Source organism: Hungatella sp. L36 (genome assembly GCF_014288035.1).
Genome location: NZ_JACOPC010000014.1, coordinates 155244 through 180439, shown reverse-complemented (window position 1 = coordinate 180439; position 25196 = coordinate 155244). Strand labels below are relative to the sequence as shown.

Here is a 25196-nt window from a genome sequence, read left to right as displayed (position 1 = left end):
ACAGCCCGTTGAAACAACAGCAACCATTTAGAGGGTTAGGTCTCGTTCTGATCCTTGTGATCATGCTGATCGTAGCAAGCATGTTTCCGAGACAGAATGAGAAAATCAGTAACCAGGAATATATGAAGGCCATCGAGGATGGCAGCGTAGTCGCAGCGACTATTAAGCAGAATCAGCAGACGCCCACCGGCCAGGTCGTGCTGATTATAAGCGACGGATCGGCAGAACAGGCCAAAGTCGTGAATGTTCCGGACGTCATTGCAGCACAGGAGCTGCTGGACAGGAACGGAATCGTCTATACTACGGAGAACGTACCCCAGGAGAATTATTTCCTGACCATCGTTCTTCCGATTATCCTGACTGCCGTGGTTCTCGTTGGCATGTTCATGCTGATGAACGCCAGAGCGGGATCGGGAGGCGCCAACGCCAAGATGATGAATTTCGGCCGCAGCCGGGCACATCTGGCCAAGGATGCCAATAAGGTCAACTTTGGAAAGGTCGCCGGCCTGGAAGAAGAGAAGGAAGAACTGGCCGAGGTGGTGGACTTCTTAAAGAATCCACAGAAATACACCAGTGTCGGAGCGCGTATCCCCAAGGGCATTCTGCTTGTGGGCCCTCCGGGAACCGGTAAGACGCTGCTCGCAAAGGCGGTGGCAGGGGAGGCGGGAGTTCCGTTCTTCTCCATTTCGGGTTCCGATTTCGTGGAGATGTTCGTCGGTGTCGGCGCATCGAGAGTCCGCGATTTATTTGAAGAAGGCAAGAAACACGCGCCCTGTATCATCTTTATCGATGAGATCGACGCCGTTGCCCGCCGGAGAGGTACCGGTATGGGAGGCGGCCACGATGAGAGGGAGCAGACCTTAAACCAGCTGCTGGTCGAGATGGATGGATTCGGTGTCAATGAAGGCATCATCGTCATGGCGGCCACCAACCGTGTGGATATTTTAGACCCTGCCATTCTGCGTCCGGGCCGGTTTGACCGGAAGGTCGGAGTGGGAACACCTGACGTCAAGGGCAGAGAAGAGATCTTAATCGTCCATTCCAAGGAGAAACCCCTGGGAGAGGACGTGGACTTAAAGCGCGTGGCTCAGACTACGGCAGGATTTACCGGTGCCGATTTGGAGAATCTGATGAACGAGGCGGCGATCAACGCGGCCCGCGACAACAGGAAGTTTATCAGCCAGGCGGACATCAACAAGGCGTTTGTCAAGGTTGGAATCGGCGCGGAGAAGAAGAGCAAGGTCATCTCCGATAAGGAGAAGAAGATTACGGCGTATCACGAGGCCGGTCACGCGATCCTGTTCCATGTGCTTCCGGATGAGGGACCGGTTCATACCATTTCCATCATTCCTACAGGCATCGGTGCGGCGGGTTATACCATGCCTCTGCCGGAGAGCGACCGGATGTTTAACACGAAGGGAAAGATGCTGCAGGATATTATGGTGGATTTAGGCGGCAGAATCGCAGAAGAACTGGTCTTCGGCGATATTACCACCGGTGCATCCCAGGATATTAAGCAGGCGACAGCGACGGCCCGTTCCATGGTGACCCAGTACGGTATGTCTGACCGTGTCGGTATGATTAACTACGACAATGACGGCGACGAGGTCTTCATCGGCCGCGATCTGGCTCACACCAAGAGCTACGGCAACGAGGTTGCCAACGCGATCGACAGCGAAGTGAAGCGCATCATCGATGACTGCTACACCAAGGCGAAGGATATCATCATGAAGCATGAGGATGTACTTCATTCCTGTTCCCAGCTTTTGATTGAGAAAGAGAAGATTGGCCAGCAGGAGTTTGAAAGCCTGTTCCCGGCAGAGATTTAAATAAACAAACGTCAGCAGAAACACTTTGCGGATCAGAAATATGCAGAAATATGCAGATGCCCGGTAAAATGCCTAAGATTGGCGCTGGGCGCCTGCATTTTTTTGTCTGTAAAATGGGGAGAAATCAAAAATGACGAAAAAACAGGAATGAAAAAAATGATGTTTGTGCACACTTATTTCTGAAAGCATGATATATTATTAATCGTAAACCCCCCCCAATACATTATATAGTTTTTGCTACACCCCATAAGAAACGAAATACCTTCTCCGAAAAACGGTCAGCTCCCCCGCTGACCGTTTTTTATTTCATAGGATAGTTTGTCCTATGAAATAAAAGCCCTCCGGGAGGATGCGCACTCCGCGCCGGACTCTTTGTTCTGCCCATAACAGGGAATATGGAAAAGGTTGAAAGAAAACGAGGGATTGGGCATGAAAAAATGAAGAAACTAAGAGCCCGCGGGGTTGTATATTTAGGCCTGATCAGATAAAATAGATACAGGAGTAAATGAGAAAGGGAAGGATAACCGTATGTGCTTCCAGGCAGAGGCGTTAAACAGAGAGGCGTTATTTACCGACGAGACAGAAAATTTCCGATTTCCCACAGAGCCTTTAGAAGGAGACGACGTATACTTACGTTTCCGGACCGCAAGGGATAATGTGGATTATGTATATTATATAGAAGATGGCAGCAGGAAGGAAGCCGTTATGGAGAAGTCAGATTCCGACGGCCTATTTGATTACTATGAATATAAGATTACAGTCGGCAGGGAAAGAATCAGCTACAGCTTTAAAGTAGTAAAAGGCAGCGAGGCCTGTTACTACAACCGGCTGGGGGCGACGATGGATAATCAGGAGTGTTTTCATTTCCGGATCGCTCCGGGATTTAGCACCCCGGACTGGGCCAAGGGCGCCATCATGTATCAGATCTACGTGGACCGGTTCTGCAATGGCGATCCGTCCAATGATGTCGTGGATAACGAGTATTTTTATATAGACCAGAATGTCATGCATGTGTCGGATTGGAGCAAATATCCCAGCCAGATGGACGTGGGCTGCTTCTACGGCGGTGACCTGCAGGGCGTATGGGATAAGCTGGATTATATCCAGAATCTGGGTGTGGATGTCATCTATTTCAACCCGATTTTCGTGTCGCCATCCAACCACAAGTATGACTGCCAGGATTATGACCATATTGATCCGCATTACGGCGTGATTGTGAAGGACGGCGGAGAGCCGCTGAAGCGCGGTTCCGCCGATAACCGCCAGGCGACCAAGTATATGGTAAGAAGCACGGCAAAGGAGAATTTGGAGGCCAGTGACGCGTTTTTTGCGCGGTTTGTGGCTGAGGTCCACCGCCGCGGGATGAAGGTCATCCTGGACGGCGTGTTTAACCACTGCGGTTCCTTTAACAAATGGCTGGACGGAGAACTGCTTTACCAGATGTCCGGCGACTATGAAGCTGGGGCGTATGTGTCGGAGGACAGCCCGTACCATACGTTTTTTAAGTTCTACAAGGATGACGCATGGCCCTGCAACGATTCCTACGATGGCTGGTGGGGCCACTCCACGCTGCCGAAGCTAAACTATGAGGAATCACCGAAGCTGTATGAATACATCATGAAGATTGCCCGTAAGTGGGTCTCTCCGCCGTACAACGTGGACGGCTGGAGACTTGATGTCGCCGCCGATTTAGGCCACAGCAGCGAGTACAACCACCAGTTCTGGCGGGATTTCCGAAACGCGGTGAAGGAAGCCAATCCAAAGGCGATCGTTCTGGCAGAGCACTACGGCGACCCCTCCAGCTGGCTGGCAGGAGACCAGTGGGACACCGTGATGAACTATGACGCGTTTATGGAGCCTGTAACCTGGTTTCTGACAGGCATGGAGAAGCACAGTGATGAGAGTAATCCCAATCTCTACGGGGATGGAGAGAGCTTTTTCCGCTCCATGAATTACCATATGAGCCGGATGATGACGAATTCCATGATGGTGGCCATGAACGAACTGTCCAACCACGATCACTCCCGTTTCTTAACGAGGACGAACCGGACGGTGGGACGGATCAGCACGAAAGGGGCCAAGGCGGCTTCCGAGGGTGTGAACTACGGCGTATTCCGTGAGGCCGTATTGATCCAGATGACCTGGCCGGGAGCGCCGACCATCTACTACGGCGATGAGGCCGGAGTCTGCGGATGGACGGATCCCGATAACCGGAGAACGTATCCGTGGGGCAATGAGAATCTGGAGCTGATTGAATTTCATAAATATATGACGGGGCTTCATCACCGGATCGCCGCTTTGAGACGCGGCTCCTTAAAGCAGTTGCTGGCAGGAAGGCAGCTGATCGCGTACGGCCGGTTCTGCGGCGACAGCGTCTGTGCCGTGATTGTCAACAACCGGGCGACAGAGCGGGATGTCCAGCTTCCGGTATGGCAGCTGGGCCTTTCGGACGGAGATACGCTGGTACGCCACATGCTGACGTACGAGACAGGATACAATGTGGGCAGAATCAGCTATGAGGTCGCAGACGGCCAGGTATCGGTCTTCCTGCCCGCCAACAGCGCCATCCTGCTCGCAACAGACCGGGTGTAGGACCAGGTCCGGCGGCACTAATACAGCAATTTTCAAACACGCTCTTAATTGGTCCGGCAGAGACGAAGAAGGCCGGGCCAGTCAGAGCGGGATATCCGGATGGAAGAAAGAGGACGAAAAAATAATCGCACAGCCGATGAAAACCGCTTGATTTTTTATGTTCTCTGTGATAAAATAATCACTGCTTGTCAAAGCATTTTGGATGGTTTCCCGAGTGGCCAAAGGGGACAGACTGTAAATCTGCTGCAAATTGCTTCGGTGGTTCGAATCCACCACCATCCATATGCCGGCGTGGCGGAACTGGCAGACGCACAGGACTTAAAATCCTGCGGGCCTAATCGCCCGTACCGGTTCGATTCCGGTCGCCGGCAGTAAAAAAAGCTGCAAAAGTGAATGTTCACTTTTGTAGCTTTTTATTATTCATAAAAATTCGTGCCAGGGACGCCTTGTTCCTGTTGTCGGACCGTATTAAATGTTATCCTCTTAACAGCTCCCCCATTTCCTTTAAGGAGAGGTAGACACCGTCAGGGCGAACCTTTGCGTGATCGAGATCCTCTCTCTTCGTCTCCCCCGTCAGGACCAGCAGACCGGCGGCTCCGTTGTTTACGCCGGCGGCCACGTCTGTGTACAGGCGGTCTCCGACGAAGGCGGTACGATCCCTGGCGGCGCCCGTCTTTTCTAAGATCATCTCGACGGTCTCCGGAAATGGTTTTCCCACATACTTAGGCGTTTTTCCTGTGGACAGCGTGATCGCCGCACAGAAGGAGCCGCAGTCAGGTATGAATCCGTCCTCTGTCGGGCAGTTGATATCCAGATGGGTAGCGAGAAATGCCGCCCCATCCCGGATGTAACTGCACGCCCGTTCCAGCTTGTGATAGGTAAGCGTCGTATCAAACCCCACCACCACAAGGTCCGGCCGCTCTTCGGTCAGAGGGATGCCGGCCTTTTGAAAGCTTTCGCACAGCGTAGGCGTTCCCAGCAGATAGACGGTCTTTTCCGGATAATAATGCTTCAGATATTCGATCATCACGTCGCCGGAGGTCATGATCTGGCTGGAGCCGATGGAGCAGTCCATGCGTCTGAGCTTCTCGATGTAGGACTCGGCGGACTTAGAGGAATTGTTGGTGAAGAACAGATAGCGCCTCCCTGTCTCCTTAAGCGTCTGCAGAAATTCCAGGGCTCCCTCTAAAATGTGTTCTCCGAGATAGAAGGTTCCATCCATGTCCAATACAAAAAGTTCTGTCTTTTCAAGCAGTGATACTCTTTGTTCCTTCAATGCCGTTCTCCTTTACGAGTCCCCCAGTATTTCATCTATCTCTTCTGCCATTTCAGTTAGAGCGGATTCTACGTCCAGATCCTCCTGAATGATTTCGTCCATCCAGTTCTTCCACGTGGTGGATGCCTGGCTCCAGTCGGAGCGCTGAATTCCGGGTGTGATGACATCCAGATTGTCGAAAATAATCTGGAACTCCGGCTTCTTCTCCAAGAAGGCCTTGCCTTCCTCGGTCTCCTGTACCGATTTTCTGGTGGGCAGATATCCGGACTCGGAAGCCCAGATCATATTGACCTCCTTGCTCATTAAGTAAGAGAGGAATTCCCAGGAGGCGTCCTTTACCTTCTGATCGTTCTTGGCCGGGAGGAATAAGACATTTCCGCCTAATTCCTGCTCCTTTGTCTTGCCTCCGGGCAGCCATTCCATCCCGACATCAAAGCTGCAGCTGTCTGCCATGGTGTCAAATAAGGAACTGGTGTAAACGATGGATAAAGCCTTTCCGTCAATAAAGTTCTGACGCATGACGGAAGCTGCATCTTCTCCTGTGGCAAGGTAGGTGTAGCCCTTCTGGCACCAGTCCTTTAACTGGGAAACCAGTTTTATGGAATTGTCAGAGGCCAGGTCTGTCCTGCCTTCCGGCGTAACCATCTGGACTCCGTTGTTGACAAAGAATGGTTCGTAGTACCAGGTGATCCAGCCGGGGATTACCATACCGTAGCGGTTGGTCTTGCCATCCGCGCCGACATCGGAGGCCTTTTCTAAAAACTGGGGCATCTCATCCCAGGTCTTTGGCATCTCCAGACCTAACTCCTTCATTAAATCCCTGTTGTAATAGACCACTTCCGTGGATACGAGAAATGGAAGGGCAACCTGGACATCCTCGTATTTCGCAGCCTGAATCAGACCTTCGCCGAAGTCGTCAATCTCAAATCCGTCGCGCTGGATATAAGGCCCCAGGTCTTCACACAGGCCGCCTGCGCCGTAGCCCGTGACATAAGGGATATTGGCCATGGCGACGCCGGGAAGATTCGTATTGGCTGCATTTGCCGAGACGATGGCCTCGTTTAACGCGGAATAATTCCCGATATACATGGGTTTTACCACGATGCTGTCGTGTGTGCTGTTGAAGTCACCGACTACACGGTTTAATGTCTCCTCATACTGGTTTTCCAGCGCATGCCAGAATTCGATCTCAATCACATCGGAAGCGGCTCCTGAGTCCGCAGCAGCCTCGGCGGCCGGTGCGCTGGCAGCCGGTGTGGTGCCGGCATCCGCCGTTGTTTCCTGAACTTTTGCGGAACATCCGCTCATGGTGATAACAGTCAGTAATGCGATCCCCGCCAAATATCTTTTTATCATAGTCTCTCCTCCTTTTTAGTTCGCCAGCGTAAGTAAATATTCCCCCAGTTCATACGCATAACGCATCATTGCATCGATCATTGGATCCGGCAGGCGGTCCGTCATTTTATGTGTCTCGTAAGCGAACGCCCCCTGATAGTTTATTTTCTTTAAGGTCTTCATGATAGGCTCCCATTCTATCGTACCGAGATAGGGCAGCAGATGGTCGTCAATGACACCGTAATTGTCCTGAACATGGGTGGCAATCAGGCGGTCTCCCATCATTTCAAGACATTCCGGCTGGTTCCAGTGCATCAGATTGGCATGGCCGAAATCCCAGACGATCCCCACATTGTCATAAGACTGGTGCAGCGTATCCACCAGATCGATTAGATCTTCCGGATCCGCCAGATAACGGGGAACACGAACCCGTTTTTCACTGTCGTTGATGTCGAATAGATTTTCGATGGCTATTTTTACCCCGTACTCGGCGGCCAGCTCCAGATGCGGTTTTAAGTACTCGATATTTTCCCGCTTGTTTTTCCGGTAATCCGGGCAGTATGGCAGGGAACCGCCGTGAATGACTACGATACCGGCCCCCAGCTCCGACGAAGCGATGATAGAACGGCGCACCATCTCCTCCTCTTCTTCCCGATAGGGGTAGTCCGGATCGATCACATTATAGAATGGAGCGTGTGACTGGCTGACCGTCATCCCCAGTTCCCCGATCAGACTCCTGCACTCCTGTATCCATTCTCTCCAGTCCTGATAGAACAACTCTGTCTTATGCCTTCTGGTCCACGCAAAGTTAAGATCTAAATCTCTAAAGCCTGCCCTGTGAATTCTGCGAATACTCTCCAGCATGGGCGCCACACTTCCATCCGGTCTCGGACCATAAAACAATGTTGTTGTTGATAGCTTCATCTCTCTTCTCCTTAGTTTTATTAGCAATCAGGCCGTACGCTCCCGCTGTTTAAAAAGCCCCCTCCTTTTTCCGGATTGGGAAACGGTACGGTCAGTCCACTCCGCTTAAAAATACATAAAAAAAGAGCAGGGCTGTCGTGTAAACACATGCCTTACTCTTCGTCTCATTAGCATCATTTGTTTGTATTTTAACAAATAGACGACATGAAGTCAATAAATGTTTAATAATTAACGAATAAAAAATGGTCGAAATATCGTCAAAATGACCAAAAGATGCCGCAGGGCCGGTAAAAAATACGGGTATGTTCTTTCCTGAAGTTTTGTGATATGATGAAAAAAAATAAGGATAACGGCTTTGCCGGAAGGAGAAGAACATCATGAAAAACACAGAAATTAACATCAGGGATCCATTTGTACTTGTGGAGGACGGAACGTATTATATGTACGGAACGAGGGCCGCTACCTGCTGGGGGGCGGCAGACGGCTTCGACTGTTATGTCAGTAAAGACATGGAGGATTGGGACGGACCTTTCGAAGTGTTCCATAAACCGGAGGACTTCTGGGCAGATCGGAACTGCTGGGCTCCGGAAGTGCACAAGTACCGGGGATTTTATTATATGTTTGCAACCTTTAAGGACAGCAGCGTTCATGGGGGAACTGCGATCTTGAAGTCGGAGAGTCCGCTGGGGCCGTTCGTCATGTACAGTGACCGCCAGATCACGCCGAAGGACTGGGAGTGTATCGACGGCACATTCTATGTGTCACCCGACGGGACGCCGTATATGGTGTTTGTCCATGAGTGGGTGCAGATATCGGATGGCAGTATCTGTGCGGTGGAGCTGAGCCGCGACTTAAAGGAAGCCGTGTCTGAACCGGTGACCCTGTTCCATGCTTCGGAGGCAGTGGGTTGGGTGCAGACGATCACCAATAAAAACCGGCCGGGACTTCATTACGTGACAGACGGCCCGTATCTTTACCGGACAGGCGGCGGACGCCTGATTATGCTCTGGTCCAGCTTTGGAAAAGAGGGCTATACGGAGGCGCTGGCTTACTCGGATAATGGGGACATTACGGGGAAATGGACACAGGATGACCGCCTGCTGTTTTTAAAGGACGGCGGCCACGGCATGATATTTGAGAGCATTTCCGGGGAACTGTATCTGACCCTGCATACGCCGAACGAGCATCTGAAGGAGCATCCGGTATTTTACCGTCTGATCGAGGAGGAGGAGACGCTGCGCGTAGCGGAACTATCATGAAAGAAGTATTTTTCACGGGAAAATGCGATGGAATCGGAATCAGCCACGTCGCCAGGGACTGTGATCTAACGGAGACGATCGGATTTTATAAAAATGAGTACCAGATTTATTATATTCTGGATGGGGAACGTTTTTTCTATCAGGGGAGCAAAAGCTACCGGATGGACAGGGGAACGCTGACCTTCATCGACAAACGGCAGATTCCCTTCACCAATGTGATCGGGGGAAAATACCACGAGAGAATATTGATTGAGGTGGATGAGAAATGGCTGGTCAGCATGGGAAAGGCCATGGAGCTGGACCTGATCGGTTTTTTCACAAATTATCACGGCGTTTACCGGCTGGAGGGAAAGCATCTGGCGGCAGTGGAGAAAAAGCTCAAAAAGATGGAAGAGGTGATGGTGCAGAAGAGATCCTGCGCGCCCGCGGAGGTAAAGAATCTTCTGATTTCCGTTATAGTATCCATGCTGTATGGCGCGGGCACGAGGTGTGAGGAGTACAACATGCCAAACGGAAAGATGCTCCGTTACGCCAAGGCAAGGGAGATAATCCAGTATATTATGGAGCATTACTCGGAGGTCTACGGACTGGAGGATCTGGCTGGAATCTTCTACATGGACAAAAGCTATTTAAGCCGGATCTTCAAAGAGGTGACTAATTTTACCGTAAACGAATTTATCAACTGTCAGAGAATCGGTCATGCCAGGGATATGCTGCTGGATGAGTCGCTGTCCATGGAGGAAATTTCTCAAAGGCTGGGCTATGAAAGATTATCCTATTTTGACCGTGTTTTTAAGAAATATGTGGGGATGTCTCCGCTGCAGTACCGTAAATCCAAGCGAAGAAAGAATGAGGATGAAGAAAACCAGTCAATATAGTGCAAAAACCGGAGATTTTTTGAAGGATTGGTGAAAGTGCCCAAATTGGTTGAAAAAATAAGTCTTAAATAGTAAGATATGTTTACAGAAACGTATCGGATCCGGAAAAGCTTAAGCAGGTAACCCGTGAGAACAAAGACAGCGAAAGGTGTAAAAGGGGATCAATTATGAAATTAAGAAGACTTATGGCACTGACAACAGCAGCTATTATGGCAGCATCACTGACCGCATGCGGCGGACAGAAAGCTGAGACAAATACACAGGCAGCGGACAGCGGGAAAGAATCGGCGGCGGCCGGGGAGCAGATCACGCTTCGCATGGCGTGGTGGGGATCACAGACGAGACATGATGCCACCAACAAAGTAATCGAAATGTATGAGGAACAGAATCCAAACGTACAGATTGAGGCGGAGTTTTATGATTTTGACAGCTACTTCACAAAGCTGGACACCCTGGTGGCAGCAGATGATGTATGGGATATCTTCCAGATGGGCGGAAACTTCCCGAAATATATAAACAGCATTGAACCGATGGACGCCTACATCGAAGCGGGAACCATTGATGTAAGCGACACCACAGAAAACTTCCTGGCGACCACGAGAGACAACGACGGTACCCAGGTGGGAATCTCCATCGGAACCAACACCTATGGAATCGCCTATGATCCGGCCATGTTTGCGGAAGCGGGACTGGAAGAGCCGTCCGACAACTGGACATGGGATGAGTGGAAGGCTGACTGCCTGGCGATTACCGGGAAGCTGGGAATCTACGGAAGCTCAAAGATGGACAACTTCATCGCAGGTGTAACGCAGAGAGCCTCACAGGCCGAGAAAGACGGCAATTTCTTCAAAAAGACCAACGATGGCCTGGAATTTACGGATACTGCCACCTTTGCATCGTATATGCAGATGATCAAGGATTTAACGGACGCGGGAGCGTATCCTGATGCAGGTGCGATCAAGGAGATCAAGGACATCGAAGGCGACTATCTGGTAACAGAAGACGCAGCCATGACCTGGGTATCCTCCAACCAGATCGCCTCCATCGTCAACGCAGCCGGCAGAGAAATCAAGATTGCGCCGGTACCGCGTATTACGAAGGACGGCTCCTACGGAATGGGCGTACAGTCCTCCCAGCAGTTATGTATGGCCAAGAGTTCCAAAAACAAAGAAGAAGCAGCTAAGTTCATCAATTATTTTGTCAATGACATCGAGGCCAACAAAGTATTAAACGGAGAACGCGGTGTACCGATCATGTCGAAAGTAAGAGATGTAGTTATGGAGCAGGCGGACGACAGCAGCAAGATGATCTACGATTTCGTAGACAAAATCGGCAACTTCCCCAAAGAAGACTGCAACGTCATCAGCCCGGACCCCAAGACAGAGATAGAAGATCAGTATAAGCTTCTGATTGAAAAAGTACAATACGGAGATGTAACCCCAGAGGATGCGGCAAAACAATTAGTCGAATTTGCGGAGAGTAAATTTACACGCCAGCAATGAGCCATGCGAAAAAGGGCAAATGCAGATATGCGTTGTGCTCGCACATAAGCATATCTGGGTTTGTCCTTTTTCATAGGGCGAAGCCCGTGACCGAGATGAAGCGAAGCGGAATCGAGGTGCATGGCGGACTAACGGGATGCAATCCCAATTCAAATCCAATACCAAAGGCAGGTGGGACCAGCCCCTATAAAAAATCACCTCACCTGCCTTTTCTGCGCAAAAAAATGGAGGAAATGACCAATGGAAGAAAGGAAAACCAGCAGAAAAAAGTTCTGGTACAACGACAATACGGTGGGCTATATATTTTCGCTCCCGTTCATAATCGGTTTTCTGGCATTCACCCTGATACCGATCGCGGTTTCCATGTACTATTCGGTAACCGACTATAAACTGGGCCAGACACCGGCATTTATCGGAATCAAAAACTATCTGGAACTCTTAAAAGATGAGCGGTTTATCAATTCCGTAAAAGTAACCCTGATTTACGTTGTTACATCCGTGCCGACGAAGCTGATTTTCGCGCTGTTTGTAGCGTATTTGCTGACACAGGGAAGGCGCGGCGTGACATTTTACCGTTCCCTGTATTACGTACCGTCCTTAATCGGCGGAAGTATCGCGGTAGCCCTCGTGTGGAAGACCATCTTTTCCAGAAAAGGCCTTGCCAACACGATCCTGGCTTCTTTGGGACTTCAAAAGCTGTCCTGGCTCGGTGATCCGAAGCTGTCCATGGGAATCCTGGTTTTAATGTCGGCATGGCAGTTCGGTTCCTCCATGATCATTTTCGCAGCAGGTTTGAAGGAGATACCGGGCAGCTATTACGAGGCGGCGGAAATTGACGGCGCGAACAAATGGCAGCGTTTCTTAAGCATCACGCTTCCATGCCTTTCCCCCATCATTCTCTATAACCTGGTGATGCAGACCATCACGGCATTTATGGCATTTACGCAGGCATTTGTCATCACACAGGGAGGTCCCAACGACGCGACCAACTTCTATGCCCTCTATGTCTACAACCACGCATTCAAGTGGTCCAACATGGGGTATGCGAGTGCGATGAGCTGGCTCATGCTGGTTTTAATCAGCGTAATTACACTGATCCTGTTCAAATCCTCGAAGTTCTGGGTATTTTCTGAGGCGGATCAATAAGGAGGGGGAAAAAGATTATGACGAAAAAACATAAAATCGAAGCAGTCCTTTACCATTTGTTTGTGTGCCTGTTCGGACTCCTCATGATATATCCGGTGCTCTGGATGATCAGCGGCTCACTCAAAAATAACACAGAGATTTTAAACGGAGGAATGAATTTGATTCCCCCGGCCTGGAGAGTGGAGAACTTTGCCAACGGATGGAAGGGATTCGGCGGAATCAGCTTCGCCACCTTCTTCTCCAACTCATTTTTCGTAGCCGCTGTTTCTACCCTTGCCACGGTACTGTCGTCAGCCTGTGTGGCTTATGCATTTTCGAGGGTGAAATACAAAGGAAGAAATATCTGGTTTACGGCCATGATCTGCACCATGATGATACCGACACAGATCATTCTGGTGCCGCAGTACATCATCTACAATAAACTCGGCTTCGTCGGAACGTATCTTCCGTTAATCCTGCCGCATTTCTTCGGCCAGGCCTTCTTCATCTACCAGATGATGCAGTTCGGATCCGGTATTCCGAGAGATTTAGACGAAGCAGCCATCATAGACGGATGCAGCAAATATACGATATTCACAAAGATATTCCTGCCGCTTTTAAAGCCATCCATCGTAACCACGATCATCATTCAGTTCTACTGGAAATGGGACGATTTCATGTCACCAATGATCTATTTGAGCAAGCCGAAGATGTACACCGCCTCCGTGGCGATTAAGAATTTTGCGGATTCCACTTCCACGACCGACTACGGCGCCATGTTTGCCATGTCCACCCTGTCCCTGATTCCGGTATTCCTGATTTTCCTGTTCTTCAACCGGTATCTGGTAGAGGGAATCAGCACGAGCGGTATCAAGGGATAATCACAGCGATACTATGACACAGAGAGGAAATGAGTGTGAAAAATCAAACGAGTGTATCCTTTCAGACCTCCGACGGCCTGCTTCAAAAGCTGGTGGACACGGCAGAAGAAAAGTCCAGAGAGAATCTGAAACGGTTTGAAAACAGACTGGTGCTGATCGAAGGCGGCGGTTACGAGAAAATATGGCTGGAAACGCAGCCCATGGGCGGCGAGATGTACGCCAAACGCAATCTGGAGGCGGGAATCAACAATCAGCTGCTCTTTATGGAAAATCAGAGGGAGGACGGCAGAATACCCGGAAGCGTAGCCTGTGAAAACGGCAGGATTACTCCGCAGTTCAACAAGTTCCAGGGCTTCTGTTTCCCCTCCGCTGCGCTGAATGTATACTACTTAATGGGAAAGGATCCGGGATATCTCGATCTGCTCTACACCACGCTGGAACGTTTTGACAGCTACTTATGGCGCGTGCGGGATTCCGACGGTGACGGCTGTCTGGAGACCTGGTGCAAATACGACACGGGAGAAGATCACGCCCTCCGGTACGGGGACGCCCCCAATGACTGGAGCGAGGAAGTGCCCCCGGAAGGATGCAGCGTGGTTCCCATGGCTTCCATGGATATTATGAGCTTTTCCTACGCATCGAGGGAAACGCTGGCAAAGATTAGCAGAATCCGGAAAGACATCAGGCGGGAAGCGCTCTGGAAGGAGAAGGCAGCCCATGTGCAGGATAAAATCCGGTCCTATCTGTGGGATGACGCCGCGGGCGCCTGCTTCGACCGGGACAAGAATCACCGGGTGCTGCGAACGATGACCCATAACAATCTGCGGGCCATGTACTGGAACAGCTTTACCCAGCCGATGGCCGACCGTTTCGTAAAGGAACATCTGCTGAATCCGGAGGAATTCTGGACGCATATGCCGCTTCCATCGGTCGCGGTAAACGATCCGCTGTTTCGGAATGTGACGACCAACGACTGGAGCGGCCAGGCGGAGGCACTGACGTACCAGCGGGCCATCCGGGCTTTGGAAAATTACGGGTACGACAGCCTGATCCCGGAACTGGGCGAAAAGCTGTTTCGGGCCATCGGCAGGGACTGCGTCTTCGTCCAGCAGTATGACCCGTTTACGGCGGAGCCGTCCCTTGTCTGCCTGGATGGAGAACAGGACTGTTACGGGCCGGCCCTTCTGTCGGTTCTGGAGTATGCGGCGCGCATGTACGGCGTCCATATCGAGCATGACGCGGTCTTTTGGGGAACCGTGGGCGGCCATGAGAGTGTTTATGAACAGATCTGGGGAGACCGTTCCTTTAAACTGGTTCAGAATGGAAATGGGGCGGAAGGCTTTATGAATGGAAGAAAGGTATTTGAAGCCGGACCGGGCGTCAAGGTGATTACCGGGCTGGACGGAAACGTGCTGGGAGTAAAGAAACTATCAAAGAATGGAGATGTGAAAAGCATCCGCCAGAGGTTATAAGAATATAGAAGGAATAAGAATATAAAACGAATAAGAACATAAAAGAAGGCTCTGGAAGCTGCAAATGCAAACTTTCAGGGCCTTTTTCCATATCACGCGGACCGCGTTATTCCGGCGGCCATTCCTCCGTCTCCTCAATCCAGGCCACATGAGCGGCTTCCTTCACGCCGCCTTCGATCAATCCTTTGCGAACGGTCTGAAAGGTTCGGAGAAACAACCGGCCGGCTGCCCGGGAGAACAGCTTCGCGTCCCGTTCTTCCAGAGAGCGTAACAGGACCTTCATGATGGAGGCCGTCTCCCCGGGAGTGAGCCATAGACTGCGGCAGGAGATGGGCCAGAGTGTCTGCCACATGAGCTGGCTGCATACCTCCGAGAGAGCGCTGTTTCCCATGGCATAGAACAGGTCGAAACACGTCTTATAGTGCCTGTAGCAGTCCTCCTGGTGTACACATTCCCTCATCTGCTCCGCGTAAAATGCCAGCGTGTCAGCGGGAATACCAGGAAAGAATACGCTTGAGATGCTCCCGGCTGTCAGTGCCAGCACCTGAAAGGCCTCCAGGGAGAGAAGCAGTTCTTTCCGGCACTCCTCGGACTGAGGAAGCTGCATGGCCTGCTGGTTCACGATATCCAGGGCCATCGTGCCCTTGCCGTTCAGCGTTTTGACAGCGTTAAAACTGACCAGCAGCGAAAGACTCCGGCGTATGGTGATCTCCGCCACGGAAAATTCCTCCGCCAGCTGCGAGACAGACGGCAGGAATTCCCCCGGCTGGTACTGACGGCATAGAATTCGGTAAAGGAGAATCTGTGCGGTAAAGGATCTGTGTTCGATTCTGCCCATGGTGATGTACCATCGGAACGGAACTGGAATTGGAACCGGCTGACCGGTTCTGGCGTAGGAAGCTTCCAGGTTCTTCCGCAGCTTCTCCGCCCGGAGCTGGCTGATCTGATCCAGCTGCCGTTTGATCCCGCCGAAATCTTCCGCGGCATGGCATGTCAGGAGATCTTCCATATAATTCGCCAGACGGTCAAAATAGAAATCGGAATAGCTGGCGTCAGTCATCATGTATAAGTCTGAGAGATGGCCGAACATGGTGCTCTCTGTAAAGAGGCTGGCAAGAAGGGGATTGCCCAGGCTGTCCAGCACGGTGCAGAAGAAGTCGATAAAGGCCCGGAAATCCCAGCGCCGCACTCTGGAAAGGTACTGTGACAGCTGCTCTCTCTGGTCGGCCGGCAGGCGGCAGAACGCGGGGAACAGTATGGAAGAGAGAAACGAGCGCCTCAGACACTGCAGCTCCAGGGCCGCATCCTTGTGGGCCAGATAATAGGTCCGGCAGAAATCGGCGTGATCCTCGTTGCTGAAGTCCTTGATCACGACAGAGGACCGCCCGCTTCCGGAAGAGATAAATCCATCCTCCTTCAGCTGGCGGAGCATCCGCCGTGTGGTTTTGTCGGACACGCCAAATGTCTCGGATATTTCATGAATGGAAGGGATGGCGTCTCCTTTTATATAGTAGCCCGATTGAATCCGGGTAACATAAAATTCGTAGATGTAACGGTACAGGCGTGAATCTCTGTCCATAGGGCATCCTTTCTGCTGGTAAAATACTGAAAATATTTTATCACAGACCATGGGGATTGACAATAAATGAAAATTTCAAAAATATCTTTTTTTTGGAAATATGATATGCTATACTATACTTTATCAAATGGTACATTTTAAGTATTTAAGGCAAATGTGCCGTGTGAAGGGAGATGTCTATGAGTCGTACGGAGGAAGAAATTACCAGAGAGACAGAAGGGACAGAAGAACCGTGCGGCGTCATCGTGGACGAGATGGATAATATTTTACATATGGCCAATGAGATTAATCAAATCCTGGTGTTTCATACAGGCCGTTTTACGAACAACCTGTTTTCCAACCTCCCCAATGATGTGGGACTGGTGGTCAACGGGCTTCTGCGCAGGCTGCGGAACGGGAGCGATTTTTCGTCCGTCAGGGCGACCGGACTGGAAGGCTTTCAGAATCGGGAAATTGGAGATAACCGTTTTTCATAAACGTGAAGAACAGGCAGAGTAAGGCTGGGGGGCTGTAAAAACTCTGCTCCGTAAGGAGAGGAAAATGAGTATTAAGAGGTGTAGAAATGGAAGAAAAGGAAAAAGCCGACATCAGCGACTTTAGTATCTATTACCAGGAACTCCTGTTCCAGAATGAAGAGATGAAACGCATTATGCAGGAAAATGAGCTGCTGAAGCAGAGATACCAGCGGCTCTATGAGGATGCGCCTGCAGGATACGTGGTATACAACCACAACGGCCAGATCATAGCGGCCAACAACACACTATGCCGTCTTCTGGGCTTCCCCCCGCAGGAATGCCAGATACACCGCTTTCCGCGGTATGTTCTGCCTGAATTTCAGGATGAACTGTACTTAATGATTCAGAGAGTGCTGAAGAAGAAAACGCCGGAATCCATCGAAGTCCAGATCCGGGGGGCGGATGAGATCCGGGATGTCATGGTAACCACCAACTGTTATCGGGAAGAGGTGGAGATCCCAGGCATAGAGGAACTGGTGAGCAGCGATCTGCTCCGGAGCGTGATCACGGATATTACGGAACTGAAGAAGAGACAGAGAGACTTCTGGAACCGAAGCGTGCATGATCCGCTGACCGGAATCTACAACCGCCAGTTTTATAAAGAAGAGATGCATGACATGGATGTGCTGGAGAATCTTCCGCTGTCCGTGTCCATGGTGGATATCGACGGTTTGAAAATTATCAATGATACGCTGGGCCACGAGTTCGGTGACCAGGCGATCAAAATCATCGTGGATGAGCTGAAACGAAACGCCAGACCGGAGTATACGCTGATGCGAGTCGGCGGCGACGAGATTGTAATCCTGTTTCCGAGGACGAACCTGGAAACGGTGCGCCGCTATATGCAGGAGGCGAAAAAGGCCATGGAAGAGAAGTCCATCTCAGGAATTCCCCTCAGCTTCTCCTGGGGCGCCGCCACAAAGAATACGCCGGAGGAAGAGCTGTCCTTCATCGTGGCCGCAGCCGAGGATATGATGTACAGCCGAAAACAGGTCAGAGGCGGCAGCCGGTTTAACGGGGCCGTACATATGATTCTGGAATCGCTGTTTGAACGCAACCGTCAGGTGAGAGACCACAGCCTGAGAATCAGGCAGTTTATCAATGACTTTGGGACTTGGATGGGTCTCGGTGAAGAGGAGGTGGCCTGCTTATGCAGCGCCGGACTTCTGCATGATATTGGGATGGCCTCCATTTCCGACGAAATACTCAATAAAAACGGCATGCTGACGGAGAAAGAACAGAGAGAAGTTCTGCGCCATCCGGAGGTGGGCGGCCGGATACTCCATGCCAACGGAGACACCGCCGTGTACGCGGAGGCAGTGCTCTACCACCATGAAAACTGGGACGGTACGGGCTATCCCCGAGGCCTGGCCGGTGAACAAATCCCGTTTGAAGCGCGTGTCCTGGCAATCGCGGACGCCTATGACCGCATGAAGTATGGTTTGAATGGAAGAGGGACGAGGTACAAAGATGAAATGATGATCCTGGAAGAATTTGAGCGGTGCAAGGGCCGCCAGTTCGATCCGGAGCTTACTGAGAAATTACTTGAATGGAAGACAGAAAAGAAGCATCCCGCGTCCTGAAACGGTCTGGGATGCTTCTCTGTACAGGTGAGACCCTTGGGTTTTATGCCTCGGTCTTCCAGAAACCGTGAAGGTTGCACCAGGCGTAGGCCGCCTTCGGTGTATCGCCGTCCTCCAGCGTAAAGTGGGCGACCGGCTCACAGGCGGGATCTAAGGGCACCCGCATGGTGGCCCCGGCCTTCGTCTGTAAGCAGACCCATCCGATGTTGTGTTCCTCGCTCATGGGATGGAAGATGCTTCCGACCTTGACGGTCACATGGTTTCCGTCGGTTTCAATGATGGGGAGGTGCTTTTCGGAAGCGCCTTCCGAGGTGTTGGGCTCCAGTACCTCAAATGGTTTTAAGCTGTCCGGGACTGCCGCATTAGGCATTCCCGCGATGGCCTCCAGTATCACGAGGCGGTCTCTGTCCGTTAAAAATACAGGCTGTTTATTCATAGAATCCTCCAGTCATAATGATGATTTCATAAGGTTGTCTGCTGCGGATACTCCATTATTTTCCCTGGATTGCCTTCCTTTTATACATGAAGCTGAAAAGCTTTTTCTGGTCTTCGGCGCTGTCCGGAGAATGAATTGCCGCATTTTACCCAATACTATGATGGAAATCTATAATAATATGAAAAGAGGTATTGGATATGAGCGCAGACGCGGAAATGCTTAATTTTATTTATCAAAATTCCCAGATGGGTGTCGAGACCTTAAATCAGCTGATTCCTATGATTGACAATGAGGCGTTTAAGAAACGGATTGAGGCACAGCTTAAGGAGTACGAGCAGATTCATGAGGAAGCGAAAAAGCTTTTGAACCGCCATGGCTACGATGAGAAGGGAATCGGCGCCCTGGAAAAAATCATGGCCTACCTGATGATCGATATGAAGACCCTGATGGATAAGTCTTCCTCTCACATTGCGGAAATGCTGATTCAGGGCAGCAATATGGGGATTATTGATGCGGTCAAGCGGATCAATCAGTATGAGAAAGAGGCGGAAAAGGAAGTGACGGCTCTGATGAAGCGGCTTCTTAAATTTGAGGAGAATAATGTGGAACGGTTGAAGGAGGCTCTCTGATGGGGTATAATGGCTTTAGCCTGAGAGAAACGGAGTGCAGCCATGATACTGAGTGTGAGCAGAAGGACGGATATTCCACAGTATTATTCCGACTGGTTTTTCAATAGAATGAAAGAGGGATTTCTCTATGTGAAGAATCCGATGAACAGCCACCAGGTCAGCAAGATCATGCTTTCTCCCGACCTGGTGGATTTAGTGGTGTTCTGGACGAAGAATCCGGCCCCCATGATGAGACGGATCGGAGAACTGGGAGAAATCCCGTATTACATACAGTTTACACTGACCGGATACGGCCGTGACATAGAACCGGGGCTTCCGGACAAACACGAGCTGATCCGTATCTTCCGCGAAACTGCGGAAACGGCTGGACGGGACCGCATGGTGTGGCGGTACGATCCGGTGCTTTTCAATGAAAGATACCCGGCGGAGTACCATTTCCGTGCGTTTGAAGCGATTGCAGAAGGAATCTGCGGCTGTACGGATAAGGTGGTCATCAGCTTTCTGGACTGCTATGGGAAGACGAAACGCAACATGAGGGGCATCCCTCTGGAGACGCCGGATGAAGAGATCATGAAACGAACGGGTGAGCGGTTCGTAAAGACGGCGGAGAAGTATGGCATGACGGTGGAGAGCTGCGCGGAGACCGTGGATTTAAGCGAAGTGGGAGTCCGCCATGGAAGCTGTGTCGATCCGGCGATGATTGAACGCATTCTGGGCGTTCCGGTTCGTGTGAAGAAAGACAAAAACCAGAGGCCGGAATGCGGGTGTGTGGAGAGCGTGGAAACGGGGGCGTACGACACCTGCCTGTGCGGCTGTAAATACTGCTACGCCAATGACAGCGAGGGCGCTGTCATGAGGCGGAGGGCAGAGTATGATGTGCATGCACCGCTGCTCTGCGGCAGGGTGGAAGAAGGAGACCGGATCACGGTGCGCAGGACGAGCCGGATTCTGACCGGAGAATAAAACCTGATCAGGGGGATACCAATGAAAAAACATTTAAGAATACTGTTTCCGCTCCTTTTAGGCCTGCTTGTGGCGATCAGCGCAGTCTCGATCAAGCGGATTTCAGATATTCGGGACTACGGGAAGCTGATTAATTATGTGGGAATTGTGAGAGGAGCTTCCCAGCGGGTGGTGAAGCTGGAGACGAACGGCCGCCCTGACGATGAACTGATCGGGTATGTGGATGATATTCTGGACGAGCTGGTGACCGGCCACGGCATATATGGCCTGGTCTCCACGGACTGCAAGCTGTACCAGATGAATTTAAAGCTGCTGAAGGGGCAGTGGGGTACCGTGAGGGAAGAGATCGACGCTGTGAGGCAGGGTGAGAGTGCAGATCTTCTGATCGATTCCAGCGAGAGGCTGTTTGAGATAGCCAACAACACGGTTTTTACCATAGAGCAGTATTCCAGCGACATGGCGGAAAGGACGGTGCGCATGATTTCGGCAACAGCGCTGGTCAGCGCCATCGCGTTCGCGTTTGCCATGTATTTTTACATAAGAAAATTCTTTCAATTAAAGGATACCAACGAAAAGCTGGAGGATTTGGCATCCAGAGATGAGCTGACCGGGGCGTACCATACGGAGAAGTTTTACTCCGAGGTAAACCGTATACTGGAACGGAAAACCGATGCCAGATTCGCGGTTCTCTATATTGATTTCGAAAATTTCAAGTATGTAAACGACGTATTCGGCTACTCGTACGGGGACGAGCTGCTCAAAGACTACGCACGGCTGATCATGAGCCATCTGAAGGAAGAGGAACTGCTGGGCCGCGACGTGGCGGACCGGTTTGTACTCCTGCGCCGCTATGAGAGCCGGGAGGAGCTGCTCGAGACACAGAAACAGGTGGATGAAGAGTTCTTAAATTCCGCCCTTGTCATGTCGAACCGCCACATGATGACCATCGCATGCGGAATCTGCTGCGCGGAGGATCTGGTCGAGGAGCCGGAGGCGGTGATGATGGTCAACCGGGCCAATTTCGCCCAGAAGGAAGTCAAGAACAAACCGGGAAAGCACTATGCGTTCTACGGCGATGAGATCCGGCAGAAGCTGATTGCGGAGATGAAGGTGAAGGACCGCATGCAGGAAGGCCTGGATAATGAGGAGTTCGTCGTCTATATGCAGCCCAAGGTGGGCGTGGAGGACGGTGTCGTGAGAGGCGCGGAGGCGCTGGTGAGATGGGCGGTACCGGGCAATGGCCTGCTCTCCCCGGGGCTCTTTATTCCGGTGCTTGAAAAGAACCACTTTATCGGCAAAGTGGACCGTTTCGTCTTCGAAAAGGTGTGCATATGGCTGCATGAACGCATGGAGAAAGGGCTTGCCGTGGTGCCGGTCTCCGTCAACGTGTCTAAAATACAGTTTTATAACCCGGATTTCATCCCGGTCTACGCCAGCATCAAGAAGCAGTACGGGATTCCTGACGGGCTGCTGGAGATTGAACTGACGGAGTCGGCCGCGTTTGAGCACGAGGAGTATCTGCTGCAGGTGGTGAGAGAGCTGCACGACAACGGATTTCTGTGTTCCCTTGACGATTTTGGCACCGGCTACTCATCTCTGGGGCTTCTAAAAGATCTTCCTATCGATGTGCTGAAGCTGGATGGAGTATTTTTCCGTGTGAGCGTGGATGTGAATCGGGAACATACGATCCTGAAATATATAATTGATATGGTGAAAGAGCTGAATATCAGCACGGTAGCCGAGGGCGTGGAGCGTCAGGATCAGATAGAATTCTTAAAATCCGTAGGCTGCGATCTGATTCAGGGCTTCGCATTCTATAGGCCGATGCCGATGGATCAGTTTGAAAAGGTGCTCGATGGAGAACAGTGATATGCGGTTTCACGAAAATGGGTTTCGAGAAAATAAATGAAATTTATATTGACAAATGCAGGGAAATCTTGTAAACTTATTCGTGTTGTGAGTGAGAGGAGCAGCTGCTTCAAACTGATTCCGATTACGCACAGGACATCGTATGTCTGCCCAGATAGCTCAGTTGGTAGAGCAGAGGACTGAAAATCCTCGTGTCGTTGGTTCGATTCCGACTTTGGGCATTGTGCTCGCGAGAGTACATTTGAAATGCTTTTGGAATTTCCTTTGCGGGTGTAGTTCAATGGTAGAACACTAGCCTTCCAAGCTAGATACGTGGGTTCGATTCCCATCACCCGCTTTAGAAAATTTCTGTTGCATTTTCATGAGATGTATGTTATAATGCTTTTACGAAAAAGTTCATACTTTGTTTTATCGTTTATGCGCGAGTGGCTCAGTGGTGGAGTACAACCTTGCCAAGGTTGGGGTCGCGGGTTCGATCCCCGTCTCGCGCTCTTTTTATTTGGTGGCCGGAGGCCTGCAGTTTTGCAGGAGTCCGGTCTTTTTGTTTTATATTTAAGTCGTCTGTGATATCAAAAAGTCTTCCTGTGATATCGAAAAGTCCTCCCGGCAGGAGCGGTCTGCCAGCGGGATTCTCTTTTCCATTTCTTAAAAATCCGAAACTTTCCATTGAAATCTCACATAAAACCAATCATAATATGCAATAAAATTTCATAACAACCCCGTATAATTGACACAATTATTTCATATGCTATGATGAAGGAGAGGTAGGAAATATGGCAGCAAAAGGATTGCTGCTGCGTCTGAAAGACTATCAGGTCAAGGCAAGCGCAGCGGAAAAGAATGCAGTAACAATCATCTTGAATCATCCGGATATGGTGATTGGAAAGAGTATACACGAGTTTGCAGATTTGGCCTATGCGTCGCCGGCGACCATTATCAGACTCTGCAGAAAACTGGGCTGCGCGGGATACCGCGATTTCCAGCATGCGCTTGTATATGAAAATGCTCTGTTTAAGGACAGCAGGGAGATATCCGTTCAGGAGATCATCCCCACGCCGTCGACAGAGGACATTATTCAAAAGGTTACACGAAAAAACATCGAGTCTCTTGAGACGTCAAGAAAGCTGGTAGAACCGGAGATTATTGACACCTGCGTCAAAATGATCGAAGAGAGCAGGATTATCCAGCTGTTTGGACTCGGTTCCTCCTTACTTGTTGCACGAGACCTGTATTTAAAATTGATACGTGTGGAGAAACTGTGTAATATCTGCGACGACTGGCACGCTCAGCTGCTGGCCGCGAGAACCATGAAAAGGGGCGATCTCGGTATCGTGATCAGCTATTCCGGACTGACGGAGGAGATGATCACCTGTGCCAAGGCGGCAAAAGCCAACGGCGCCAGAATTATCGTGCTCACGAGGGCCGCTGATTCCAAGCTGGCGGCCGAGGCAGACTGCGTGCTGGCTGTGGCCGCTACGGAGCTGATTCTGCGCAGCGGAGCCATGTCGTCCAGAATTTCACAATTAAACATGGTAGATATCCTCTATGTTGCCTATGTAAATAAACATTATGAGAGCTGCATGAGGAGTTTTCCGAAAACACACATTCAAAAACCATTGGAGGAATATTAGAATGCTTGATTTGACAAAGCTGACAACAGAGACAAGAAATGATAAAACCATGAATTTAGATCAGATGACTCCTGCTGAACTGGCGGCCGTGATGAATGAGGAAGACGGCAATGTCGTCAAAGCCGTAAAGGAGGTTATCCCGGAGATCGCCACAGCGATCGAATGGGCAACCGAAAGCTTAAATCGCGGCGGAAGAATCATTTACATGGGAGCAGGAACCAGCGGCAGGCTGGGAGTTCTGGATGCCGTTGAGTGTCCGCCCACCTTTGGAGTGTCTCCCGATCTGGTAGTTGGTCTGATTGCCGGCGGTGAAGGGGCATTCGTAAAGGCGGTGGAAGGCGCGGAGGACAGTCAGACCCTGGGCGTACAGGAGTTAAAGGATTTAGCTCTCAACAAAAATGACATTGTGATCGGTCTCGCCGCAAGCGGAAGGACCCCCTATGTGATCCATGGTCTCGCATACGCTGATTCCATCGGATGCAAAACGGTCGCAATCGCATGCAACCGGCAGTCAGATGTAGGAAAGGCCGCGCAGCTTGCTATCGAGCCGGTAACAGGCCCGGAGGTCCTGACCGGTTCCACAAGGCTGAAGGCCGGTACCGCCCAGAAAATGGTTCTGAATATGATATCAACCGGCAGTATGGTGGGATTCGGAAAGGTATATCAGAATCTCATGGTGGATGTTCAGCAGACCAATGAGAAGCTGGTCGTAAGGGCTCAAAATATCACCATGACTGCCACCGGCTGTACGAGAGAAGAGGCGAAAGCCGCTCTTTCAGAGGCTGACGGTCATGTTAAAACGGCCATTGTCATGATCCTGCTGAGCTGCGGCGCGAAGGAAGCGAAAACGCATCTGGATGCGGCCGGCGGCCATGTAAGGAATGCTTTATAACACATAATAGACGATCGGACAGAACG

The 25196-nt window shown here is 50.8% G+C and carries 20 protein-coding genes and 5 tRNA genes; 20 read left to right on the top strand and 5 right to left on the bottom strand.

Features of this window, described 5'->3' with window-relative positions:
* Positions 1 to 8: 8 nt before the first annotated feature.
* The 4 genes from ftsH to H8S80_RS26240 all read left to right on the top strand — a co-directional run bounded on the left by ftsH (position 9) and on the right by H8S80_RS26240 (position 4792).
* Complete coding sequence (gene ftsH, locus H8S80_RS26255; RefSeq protein WP_117633051.1) at positions 9 to 1829, top strand: ATP-dependent zinc metalloprotease FtsH; 1821 nt, start codon at positions 9 to 11, stop codon at positions 1827 to 1829.
* A 528-nt stretch (positions 1830 to 2357) separates the two neighbouring features.
* Positions 2358 to 4421 carry a glycoside hydrolase family 13 protein gene (locus H8S80_RS26250; RefSeq protein ID WP_117633050.1) on the top strand — a complete coding sequence of 688 codons (2064 nt, stop codon included), beginning with the start codon at positions 2358 to 2360 and terminating at the stop codon, positions 4419 to 4421.
* Positions 4422 to 4621: 200 nt separating this feature from the next.
* Positions 4622 to 4703, top strand: a tRNA-Tyr gene (locus H8S80_RS26245).
* Between the two features lie 3 nt (positions 4704 to 4706).
* Positions 4707 to 4792, top strand: a tRNA-Leu gene (locus H8S80_RS26240).
* Between the two features lie 104 nt (positions 4793 to 4896).
* On the opposite strand, the gene H8S80_RS26235 is transcribed toward H8S80_RS26240, so the two are convergent.
* The 3 genes from H8S80_RS26235 to H8S80_RS26225 are packed head-to-tail and all read right to left on the bottom strand — an operon-like array spanning position 4897 to position 7956.
* Positions 4897 to 5697: an HAD-IIA family hydrolase gene (locus H8S80_RS26235; protein ID WP_181988024.1), complete on the bottom strand. Its 801-nt coding sequence runs from the start codon at positions 5695 to 5697 to the stop codon at positions 4897 to 4899.
* Positions 5698 to 5709: 12 nt separating this feature from the next.
* Positions 5710 to 7053 carry an ABC transporter substrate-binding protein gene (locus tag H8S80_RS26230; RefSeq protein ID WP_117633049.1) on the bottom strand — a complete coding sequence of 448 codons (1344 nt, stop codon included), beginning with the start codon at positions 7051 to 7053 and terminating at the stop codon, positions 5710 to 5712.
* 15 nt (positions 7054 to 7068) lie between these two features.
* Positions 7069 to 7956: a sugar phosphate isomerase/epimerase family protein gene (locus H8S80_RS26225; RefSeq protein ID WP_002605156.1), complete on the bottom strand. Its 888-nt coding sequence runs from the start codon at positions 7954 to 7956 to the stop codon at positions 7069 to 7071.
* A 377-nt stretch (positions 7957 to 8333) separates the two neighbouring features.
* Here H8S80_RS26225 and H8S80_RS26220 point away from each other — a divergent pair, with 377 nt between their 5' ends.
* The 6 genes from H8S80_RS26220 (at position 8334) to H8S80_RS26195 (ending at position 15073) form a co-directional block, all read left to right on the top strand.
* Complete coding sequence (locus tag H8S80_RS26220; protein ID WP_117633048.1) at positions 8334 to 9215, top strand: glycoside hydrolase family 43 protein; 882 nt, start codon at positions 8334 to 8336, stop codon at positions 9213 to 9215.
* On the top strand, positions 9212 to 10093 hold the full coding sequence (locus H8S80_RS26215) for a helix-turn-helix domain-containing protein (protein ID WP_117633047.1): 882 nt from the start codon (positions 9212 to 9214) through the stop codon (positions 10091 to 10093). Before H8S80_RS26220 ends, H8S80_RS26215 begins: the two co-directional genes overlap by 4 nt.
* A gap of 167 nt (positions 10094 to 10260) precedes the next feature.
* On the top strand, positions 10261 to 11595 hold the full coding sequence (locus H8S80_RS26210) for an ABC transporter substrate-binding protein (RefSeq protein ID WP_117633046.1): 1335 nt from the start codon (positions 10261 to 10263) through the stop codon (positions 11593 to 11595).
* Between the two features lie 240 nt (positions 11596 to 11835).
* On the top strand, positions 11836 to 12741 hold the full coding sequence (locus H8S80_RS26205) for a carbohydrate ABC transporter permease (protein ID WP_002605152.1): 906 nt from the start codon (positions 11836 to 11838) through the stop codon (positions 12739 to 12741).
* A gap of 17 nt (positions 12742 to 12758) precedes the next feature.
* The gene (locus tag H8S80_RS26200; protein ID WP_002605151.1) at positions 12759 to 13601 is read left to right on the top strand and encodes a carbohydrate ABC transporter permease; all 843 of its coding nucleotides are present in this window, start codon (positions 12759 to 12761) and stop codon (positions 13599 to 13601) included.
* A gap of 29 nt (positions 13602 to 13630) precedes the next feature.
* Positions 13631 to 15073, top strand: a complete 1443-nt coding sequence (locus H8S80_RS26195) for an MGH1-like glycoside hydrolase domain-containing protein (protein ID WP_117633045.1) — start codon at positions 13631 to 13633, stop codon at positions 15071 to 15073.
* 106 nt (positions 15074 to 15179) lie between these two features.
* Here H8S80_RS26195 and H8S80_RS26190 read toward each other — a convergent pair whose 3' ends face one another.
* On the bottom strand, positions 15180 to 16652 hold the full coding sequence (locus H8S80_RS26190; protein ID WP_181988023.1) for a GntR family transcriptional regulator: 1473 nt from the start codon (positions 16650 to 16652) through the stop codon (positions 15180 to 15182).
* Between the two features lie 179 nt (positions 16653 to 16831).
* Between H8S80_RS26190 and H8S80_RS26185 the strand changes: the two genes are divergently transcribed.
* The gene (locus H8S80_RS26185) at positions 16832 to 17128 is read left to right on the top strand and encodes a hypothetical protein (protein WP_117633043.1); all 297 of its coding nucleotides are present in this window, start codon (positions 16832 to 16834) and stop codon (positions 17126 to 17128) included.
* An 86-nt stretch (positions 17129 to 17214) separates the two neighbouring features.
* Entirely contained in the window at positions 17215 to 18750 is a 1536-nt protein-coding gene (locus H8S80_RS26180; protein ID WP_117633042.1) for a diguanylate cyclase, read from the top strand.
* Between the two features lie 43 nt (positions 18751 to 18793).
* Here the strand turns inward: H8S80_RS26180 and H8S80_RS26175 are convergent, their stop codons facing one another.
* A complete protein-coding gene (locus tag H8S80_RS26175; protein ID WP_002605145.1) occupies positions 18794 to 19186 on the bottom strand; it encodes a desulfoferrodoxin family protein in 393 nt (130 codons plus the stop codon).
* A 197-nt stretch (positions 19187 to 19383) separates the two neighbouring features.
* Between H8S80_RS26175 and H8S80_RS26170 the strand changes: the two genes are divergently transcribed.
* The 8 genes from H8S80_RS26170 to murQ all read left to right on the top strand — a co-directional run bounded on the left by H8S80_RS26170 (position 19384) and on the right by murQ (position 25170).
* Positions 19384 to 19815 carry a hypothetical protein gene (locus H8S80_RS26170; RefSeq protein ID WP_002605144.1) on the top strand — a complete coding sequence of 144 codons (432 nt, stop codon included), beginning with the start codon at positions 19384 to 19386 and terminating at the stop codon, positions 19813 to 19815.
* A gap of 42 nt (positions 19816 to 19857) precedes the next feature.
* The gene (locus H8S80_RS26165) at positions 19858 to 20778 is read left to right on the top strand and encodes a DUF1848 domain-containing protein (protein WP_117633041.1); all 921 of its coding nucleotides are present in this window, start codon (positions 19858 to 19860) and stop codon (positions 20776 to 20778) included.
* A 21-nt stretch (positions 20779 to 20799) separates the two neighbouring features.
* Entirely contained in the window at positions 20800 to 22647 is a 1848-nt protein-coding gene (locus H8S80_RS26160; RefSeq protein ID WP_117633040.1) for a putative bifunctional diguanylate cyclase/phosphodiesterase, read from the top strand.
* 148 nt (positions 22648 to 22795) lie between these two features.
* Positions 22796 to 22868 (top strand) — tRNA-Phe (locus H8S80_RS26155).
* Positions 22869 to 22913: 45 nt separating this feature from the next.
* Positions 22914 to 22984, top strand: a tRNA-Gly gene (locus H8S80_RS26150).
* A gap of 82 nt (positions 22985 to 23066) precedes the next feature.
* Positions 23067 to 23138: transfer RNA gene (locus H8S80_RS26145), tRNA-Gly, on the top strand.
* 282 nt (positions 23139 to 23420) lie between these two features.
* Complete coding sequence (locus tag H8S80_RS26140; protein ID WP_025530928.1) at positions 23421 to 24278, top strand: MurR/RpiR family transcriptional regulator; 858 nt, start codon at positions 23421 to 23423, stop codon at positions 24276 to 24278.
* A gap of 1 nt (position 24279) precedes the next feature.
* On the top strand, positions 24280 to 25170 hold the full coding sequence (gene murQ, locus H8S80_RS26135) for an N-acetylmuramic acid 6-phosphate etherase (RefSeq protein WP_025530929.1): 891 nt from the start codon (positions 24280 to 24282) through the stop codon (positions 25168 to 25170).
* Positions 25171 to 25196: the final 26 nt, after the last annotated feature.